This window comes from Prevotella sp. CAG:592 (assembly GCF_000436015.1).
Classification (GTDB): Bacteria; Bacteroidota; Bacteroidia; order Bacteroidales; family Bacteroidaceae; genus Prevotella; species Prevotella pectinovora.
Genome location: NZ_FR892550.1, coordinates 12,063 through 20,323 on the forward strand (window position 1 = coordinate 12,063; position 8,261 = coordinate 20,323).

Sequence of the window (8,261 nt, forward strand, 5' to 3'; positions counted from 1 at the left end):
GTGTAGCGAGAGTCCGATTTTCGGAATGCTCTCGTCCTCAAGCAGTCTTATTATTGATTTTGTCATGCCTGTGTTGTTCAGTCTGAACAGAAAGCAAGTGTCGTATGTCGCCACTTGCAGCAGGGCAACCTTGTATTGCTTCCCCTTTCTGAAAGCAGGTCTCGTTTCGGTGTCAATGCCGAGAATAGGCTGTGTGAGAAGGTATTCCACTGCTCTGTCTGCATCTCTTTCGGTTGTTATGACGAAGATGCGTCCCTCAAAAACAGCCCTTGGCATTTCTGTCACTGCGTGTTTGTCGATTTTGTTATATATTACTTTTTTCATTCTCAAATATCAATGGACTTGCAAAATTAAAAAAAAAATATGAGTTTTTGCGTATTTCTTGCAATTTTCGGTTACTTTTGCATGAACATAAGCGTGAAATGGTTTCGCGCACTCATTAAAACAATCAATCAAGCGTAATAATGGCAAAGAAAAAGAAAGCACAAAAACAAAGTTTTGCAGAAGTCATGGGAGTACAGATGCTACAAAATGATATCTTCAATTTCATATTCGGTATCATTCTGTTTGTCTGTTCCGTATGGCTTGTCGTGGCATTCATATCCTATTTCGCCACAGCGTCCATCGACCAGAGCCTTGTCATGGATATGCGTCCCGGCGACTGGTTCAGCAAGAACAGCGCCTTCCAGAATGCCTGTGGTCCATTGGGCGCTTTGTTGTCGGATTTCTTCATTTGCCAATGCTTCGGCTATTCTGCCTTCATGATACCCGTATTCCTGTGTATCGTGGGTCTGAAACTCGTCAAGGCATACAATCCCAATCTGATAAAGACATTCTTGTGCTTCAGCGTCATAATGCTCTGGACATCAATATTTGCCACCAAGTTCCTCACGCCTCTTATCGGTGGCGAGGTGTATAATCCAGGAGGCGGACATGGAGAGTACTGTTGCCAGTGGCTTGAGAATGTTGTCGGACTGCCGGGACTTATCGGCATCCTCGTCTTGGTGGCAATCCTTTTCCTCACATATCTCAGTTCGGAAACGGTGATGGTGGTAAGGAAAATATTAAACCCCGTAAGCATGATTCAGAACCGCGTCGGCTTCTATGTCACCAACGCCAAGGGTGAGGGCGGAGGTAACGCCGCTTCTGATATGAATGACTCTGCACAATCCTCTGCTGTCTCTGCGGCTGCCGGTTCAGAGGCTGCTGACACAGGCAAATACAGGGAGACTCTGAAGCAGACGGTGGACTTCAGCGACTCTGGTTCGCCGGTTGTCAACATCGTGCCTAATGATGATGCTGAGGAGACAGAGACAACGCCTCTGAATAATCCGGCCACACCTATGCCGAAATCGAAAGAAACTTCAGACCCGAGCTTCACGATACGTCCGGCAGAGGGAGATTCCAAGTCGTCAACATCAAGGACTGTGGCTCCTGCCGGGAATCCTCTCGACACGCCAATCAACCCTAAGGAGCCTTGGCTCAACTATAAATACCCTACTCTCGACCTGCTCAAGAAATACGATGATGACGACCAGCCATATATCGACATGAAGGAGCAGACGGCAAACAAGAACCGTATCGTAGAGGTGCTCAGCAGTTTCGGTGTGCAGATAAAGACAATCTCTGCAACTGTAGGCCCTACAATCACCCTCTATGAGATAACACCTGCAGAGGGAGTGAAGATCTCCAGAATCAGAAACCTTGAAGACGACATCGCCTTGAGCCTCAAGGCTATCGGTGTGCGTATCATAGCTCCTATTCCAGGCAAGGGAACCATCGGTATAGAGGTGCCGAATGCAAAGATGAACATCGTGTCGATGGAGAGCATCTTGAATTCGGAGAAATTCCAGAAGACCAGTTTTGAACTTCCTATCGCCCTGGGCAAGACCATCACCAATGAAGTGTTCATGGTAGACCTCGCCAAGATACCGCATCTGCTCGTGGCCGGTGCAACGGGTCAGGGTAAGTCTGTCGGACTCAATGCCATCATCACATCATTATTATATAAGAAACACCCTAATGAACTGAAGCTTGTGCTCATCGACCCCAAGAAGGTTGAGTTCAGCGTGTATTCTTCCATCGCCAACCATTTCATGGCTATGGTGCCTGATGATGACGAACCTATCATTACCGACGTGAAGAAGGTGGTGCGTACGCTCAACAGTCTCTGCAAGCTCATGGACACCCGCTACGACCTTTTGAAGATGGCTGGAGCACGCAACATCAAGGAGTATAACCGCAAATACCTGAACCATCAGCTCCGCCTTACCGACGGACACGAGTTCATGCCATATATCGTTGTAGTAATCGATGAGTTCGGCGACCTCATCATGCAGGTAGGCCGTGAGGTGGAGCTTCCTATAGCACGTATCGCCCAGCTCGCTCGAGCCGTAGGTATCCACATGGTAATCGCAACCCAGCGTCCTACCACTTCAATCATCACCGGTAACATCAAGGCGAACTTCCCTGGGCGTATGGCCTTCAAGGTGAGCCAGATGATAGACTCGCGTACCATCCTCGACCGTCCTGGCGCCAACCAGCTTATCGGTAGGGGAGACATGCTCTTCCTCAGCGGCAACGAGCCTGTGCGTGTGCAATGTGCCTTCGTGGATACTCCTGAGGTGGAGAGGATAAACCAGTATATCAGTTCACAACCAGGTCCTGTAGAACCTCTCGAACTTCCGGAGCCGGCATCCGAAGAGGGTGCAGAAGTTTCTGGTGGCGGATTAGACGGTCATGCTCTCGACCCGTTGTTTGAGGAGGCAGCCCACGCTATAGTGATTACCCAACAGGGTTCAACTTCTATGATACAACGCCGCTTCTCTATCGGATACAATCGTGCCGGACGCTTGATGGACCAGCTCGAGAAGGCAGGCATCGTAGGGGCAGCACAAGGCAGCAAGCCTCGTGAGGTGCTTCTTGCCGATGAAAACAGTCTGGAGAACCTGCTCGTCTCTCTCAGAGGCTGATTATCAAAATAGGACATATATGACGAATAGGACATATATGACGGATAGGACATATAATAACAGACAAATAAAATTCAACGATTCATGAAACGTTTATTGTTAATATTCTCTCTTGTCATGGTCTTCTGCCTTTCTTATGGCCAGAACGCCAAGGAAGCCCGTAAGATACTCGACAAGACAGCACAGACGCTCTACAGCAAGTCTGGAGCCAAAGCCAACTTCAGCGCCTCCGGCAAGTTGGGCAACGTGAGTGGCACAGTAGCCGTCAAGGGCAACAAGTTCTATGCCTACACCCCGGCATCCGTAGTATGGTATGACGGTCGCACTCAATGGACATACATGAAAAAGTCTCAGGAGGTGAACATCAGTACTCCAACCGAGGCTCAGCAGCAGTCAATGAATCCATACAAGTTCCTGTATATCTACAAGAACGGTTACAAACTCTCCGTGAAGAAGCTGGGCAATGGATGGCAGGTACACATGGATGCCGTGAACAAGGGCCGCACGATAAAGGAGATGTATGTCACCGTGAGCAAGAGCTATCAGCTCCAGACAGTCAAGATGCGTCAGTCAAGCGGATGGACCACTATCCGCGTGTCCAACTTCCGTAAGGTCAATCTCTCAGATTCCCATTTCCGGTTCAACAGCAAGGAATATCCCAATGCTGAAGTTATCGACCTGAGATAATCCCCAACGGTCATTATGCGGTTTAACGCCCACGGTAATTTTGCCGTTTAAAGACATTTCATCAAGAATATGAACAAATTCCAGGTTTACCGTACTCTGCGTCGTCATGTCAGACTCTCAGAACGTCGCAATGTGGCTTTCGAGACCAACAGCATAGCCAAGTTCTTCATGATTCTTGGCGGTGTGATGCTCGTCTTGTATATGATGTTCATAGCCGTCCTGTTGTCGCTTATAGCCAACGACTCCACCACTTTCACGGCTCCCCAGTTCTTCTTCTCCATACTGCCGTTTCTGCTTGCTGTAGACTTTCTGGCTCGCTTTTTCATGCAGCACACTCCGTCTCAGATGGTGAAGCCCTATCTGCTGCTGCCTTTGCGGCGTTACGACTGCGTAGACTGTTTCCTTCTGTCGAGCGTCTTTTCTTATGGCAATCTCCTGTGGCTGTCAGTCACTGTGCCATTCTCTCTGATGAGCGTATTGTTCGGCTATGGCCTTTTCCCCACATTGTTTCTTGTGTTGGGCTTCCATCTGTTCATCGTGTGCAACAGTTTGTTCTATATGCTCTGCCGCACACTTGTCATAGAGCGAGCCTGGCTCATCCTGCTGCCTCTTCTTGTCTATGCTCTGCTTTTTATTCCATGGCCTGTAGGTGGCATCACCAAGCTGTTGTCCGTATATTCCGGCATCGGAACCCTTGTGGCAGACTGCAACCCCCTTCTGTTCCTTCTTCTCTTTGGTCTTCTGCTTGTCCTGTTCATGGTCAACAGAACGGTACAATACCGTTGCATAAAATCCGAGACACAGGCAGAAAAAGAACTCAATCTGCGCTCCATCTCCTCATTCGATTTCTTCGACCGTTTCAATCAGACCGGCGAATATCTGAAGCTCGAGCTCAAGATGGTGCTCCGCAACAAGAACATGCGCAAGACATTCCTTCTGCAAATCGTTTTCGTGGTGATATTGAGCCTTCTGAACTCATTCACCGATATCTACGACGATGACTTCTCCACCCAGTTCTGGAGCGTCTATCCCTTCATCCTCGTCGGTGTCAACCACGTGCGCATAATGAGCTACGAAGGCAATTTCATCGAATGCCTGATGGTGAGGAAAGAGAATATCCGCAGTCTGTTGGAAGCGAAATATTACTTCTATTCCGTCGTTCTCCTTCTTCCCCTCCTGCTCATGCTCCCCACGGTGTTCACGGGCAAATACAGCCTCCTGATGCTCGTCTCGCTGATGATATTCACAGCCGGACCGTTGTTCTGTCTGTTGATGCAGCTTGCCGTTACCAACAAGCAGACGCTTCCTCTCAACACCAAGCTTACGAAGAAGAGCGGTCTTGAAACCAACTATATCCAGGTGGTCTATGAGGTTGTAGCCCTTTTCGCCCCCTCATTCATCCTCCCTATGCTCAAGATGTTTTTCAGCGACACGATGACTTATATAATCCTGATGGCTGTAGGTCTGGCATTCATCTTCACCCATAAATACTGGATAAACAACATATACGTGCGCATGATGAAGCGGAAGTATGCCAACCTTGAGGGCTTCATGACTTCCCGATAGTGTAGTTTTGATACTAGTGTAAACGTTTACGATAGAAAGCCGGCTGGAGCATAATCTCTTTGCCGGTTTTTTTTCTTATTTTTGCCGATGCAAATCAGAAACACTCCACGAGGAACACAAGCGTCCTCGATGTCTGTCGGACTTCTTTATGAAAGGACGATAATTATATAGAATTAATCTACCGAACAAATCTTTAAATTAAAAAATGAAAAAAAGAATCATTGCGGTTTCACTGGCATTGATGTCATTGTGCCTTTCGGCAAATGCTGATGTCGTGCAAACCCTGACCATCAACGGTCAGACGGTTGAGAAAACCGTCACCCAGCTCACTTTCAGTGGCGACAACGTAGTGTTGCATTTCGAAGGCTCTGAGGAGTCATACGCATTAGACGATGTCGTGTTGGATTTCAGCGACGTTTCATCAATCAACAGTATCAACACTTTCAAGCTTAACGGTCTTGTTGACGGTCGTCTCGACATCTCCGGTCTTGCTGCAGGCACTCCGGTTGCTGTCTTCGACATCTCCGGTAAGAAGATGGCTTCTCTCAGAGCAGGCGAGGAGACCACACAGGTCAATGTCGGGGATTTCCGTTCGGGAGTCTACATCCTGAAGGCTGGCACGCAGATCGTGAAATTTGTAAAACGCTAAAACCATCACTACGAAATGAAAAAGTTACAATCAATACTCACAGCATTCCTGTGCATGCTGTTCGTCAGTGCTTCAGCACAGACAAAGAGTGACCTGACCACTAATCGAGGCTCACTCACTCCATCCACAGGCAACAACGTGCCGCTCAACGTGAACAAGAACCAGATGCGCCTCACGCTCACTTCAAACGACGTGAAGTATTACAACACCGAGTCTATATCATCCGTAGACATCAATGGCGGCAACATCACCATCAACCCCCTCAGCGGTTCAGCATCCGACGTGTATTCGGGCAATGTCAGCCGCATAGCCTTTGCCAAGGCAAAAGAAGGCGGTGAGAGCGGCGACATCAACAATCCTGCCGGAGCCATCAACATCACGGAGTCTAAGGGCTGGCTTGAGAGTGCCTATGCCAAATGGGCACCATTCTCCGGAGCAGAATCCTACAATGTGTATTGCAACGACAAGCTCATCGACAAGCAGCTCGTACGCCTCTATCCGTCGTATGTGCGTGCCGACGTGCTCGGTCTTGCTGCCGGAACATATTCGCTGAAGGTAGTTGCCGTTGACGCCAACGGAAACGAGATAGCCAGCTCGGCAAGCTACGTAACAAACCTGAAAGTGAAGAACTACAGCCGTGAGGGCTTCGCTCAGTTCAAGAGCGGCGCTAACGGCGTTGGAGCCTACAATACCGACGGCACGCTGAAAGCCGGAGCCAAGGTGTTCTACGTTACTGCCAAGACAGCCAAGACAATCTCTACCGACGTTGCCGGAGCCGGCACCTGTACCGGTATCCAGGCAATCATCGACGGTTATCAGAAAGGTCAGGACAAGACACCTATCGCTTTCCGTTTCATCGGACTGGTGAAGAAGTCAGACCTCGACAAGGTGTCAAGCTCTGAAGAGGGTCTTCAGATCAAGGGCAAGGGAGAATACAGCGAGATGAACCTCACATTCGAGGGCGTGGGCGACGATGCCACAGTACACAGCTTTGGATTCCTCTGCCGCAACGCTTCGAGCGTGGAGTTCCGCAATCTTGCCATCATGCGCTGCATGGACGACTGCATCTCTCTCGACACCAAGAACTCCAAGATCTGGATACACAACATGGACTTCTTCTATGGTCCTAACGGAGGCGGCGACCATGCCAAGGGCGACGGAACAGTAGACCTGAAGGGCGACTCACAGTATCTCACCATTTCATACAACCGCTTCTGGGATACCGGCAAGAGCTCTCTCTGCGGTATGACAAGCGAGAGCAAGCCAAACTATATCACATATCAGCACAACTGGTTCGACCATGCAGACTCCCGTTGTCCGCGCATCCGCACTATGAGCGTTCACGTATGGAACAACTATTTCGACGGAGTGGCAAAATACGGTATCGGAGCTACAAGCGGTTCGAGCGTCTTTGCCGAGAACAACTATTTCCGTTCTACCAACAAGCCGATGCTCATCTCCAAGCAGGGTTCCGACGTGAAGTACGATCCCAAGGGCACATTCTCAGGTGAGGATGGTGGAATCATAAAGTCTTTCGGCAACGTATTCGCCGAGAAGACCTCCAACTTCTCATTCGTCACCTATCAGCAGGACAACGTGAACTTCGATGCCTACGAGGCTTCATCACGCGACGAGCAGGTGCCTTCGTCAGTAAAGACACTCCAGGGTGCCACTTCATACGACAATTTCGACACCAACGCCTCTCTGATGTATTCATACAAGGCTGATGCTGCAGAGGATGTACCTGCTGTAGTCACAGGCTTCTATGGTGCAGGACGCATCAACCACGGCGACTTCTCATGGGATTTCACAGGCAAAGACCAGTCATACGAATACGACTCAGCTCTCGGTTCAGCCCTCGACAACTACAAGACCACACTCGTGAAGATCTATGGCGAGGGAGGCAACTCCTCAGAGACAGGCGGCACACAGCCTGGTGGCGGTTCTGAAGGCGGTTCCGGCTCAGAGACCGGTGGCGGCAGCACTACCGTAGAGGGTACCGTGCTCTGCACCTTTGAGGGCAAGACACCATCAAGCTCACTCTTCACTGTTACTGGCAACTACTCCACATCAAAGGGTACTGCCACTATCGACGGCACTACCTACAACACCTGTGTGAAGATGGAATCAACCACATCAATCACTTTCACACTTGCTGAGAGCATGAAGGCTACTTTCTATTTCGCCGACACCGAGACAGCCTCGTTGAAGGTAGACGGCGAGAAGAAGACTGCAACCGTGAGCTGCTATACAGAGACTCTCTCTGCCGGCGCCCACGAACTGACGAAGGCAGATTCACACAATCTCTTCGGAATAAAGATTGAACCTCTGAAATAACCCCAAAAACCGATTTGGGTTGAAAAAAAAAGAAACGGAGTGTTGTATAT

Annotated in this window: 5 protein-coding genes and 1 pseudogene; 5 read left to right on the forward strand and 1 reads right to left on the reverse strand. The window is 49.4% G+C overall.

Annotation, left to right across the window (positions count from 1 at the left end; translation table 11 throughout):
- A pseudogene (locus QVO99_RS04265) lies at positions 1–324 on the reverse strand (3'-5' exonuclease domain-containing protein 2); the annotation flags it as partial.
- A 140-nt stretch (positions 325–464) separates the two neighbouring features.
- Between QVO99_RS04265 and QVO99_RS04270 the strand changes: the two are divergent.
- The 5 genes from QVO99_RS04270 (at position 465) to QVO99_RS04290 (ending at position 8,211) form a co-directional block, all read left to right on the forward strand.
- Complete coding sequence (locus QVO99_RS04270; RefSeq protein WP_288176957.1) at positions 465–2,972, forward strand: FtsK/SpoIIIE family DNA translocase; 2,508 nt, start codon at positions 465–467, stop codon at positions 2,970–2,972.
- 84 nt (positions 2,973–3,056) lie between these two features.
- Positions 3,057–3,659 (forward strand): LolA-like putative outer membrane lipoprotein chaperone, encoded by a 603-nt coding sequence (locus QVO99_RS04275; protein ID WP_022316362.1) that lies wholly within the window; start codon positions 3,057–3,059, stop codon positions 3,657–3,659.
- A 69-nt stretch (positions 3,660–3,728) separates the two neighbouring features.
- Positions 3,729–5,225 carry a DUF5687 family protein gene (locus QVO99_RS04280; RefSeq protein WP_022316363.1) on the forward strand — a complete coding sequence of 499 codons (1,497 nt, stop codon included), beginning with the start codon at positions 3,729–3,731 and terminating at the stop codon, positions 5,223–5,225.
- A gap of 205 nt (positions 5,226–5,430) precedes the next feature.
- Positions 5,431–5,874 carry a T9SS type A sorting domain-containing protein gene (locus QVO99_RS04285; RefSeq protein WP_022316364.1) on the forward strand — a complete coding sequence of 148 codons (444 nt, stop codon included), beginning with the start codon at positions 5,431–5,433 and terminating at the stop codon, positions 5,872–5,874.
- A 15-nt stretch (positions 5,875–5,889) separates the two neighbouring features.
- Entirely contained in the window at positions 5,890–8,211 is a 2,322-nt protein-coding gene (locus QVO99_RS04290) for a pectate lyase family protein (protein WP_022316365.1), read from the forward strand.
- The last annotated feature ends 50 nt before the right edge of the window (positions 8,212–8,261 follow it).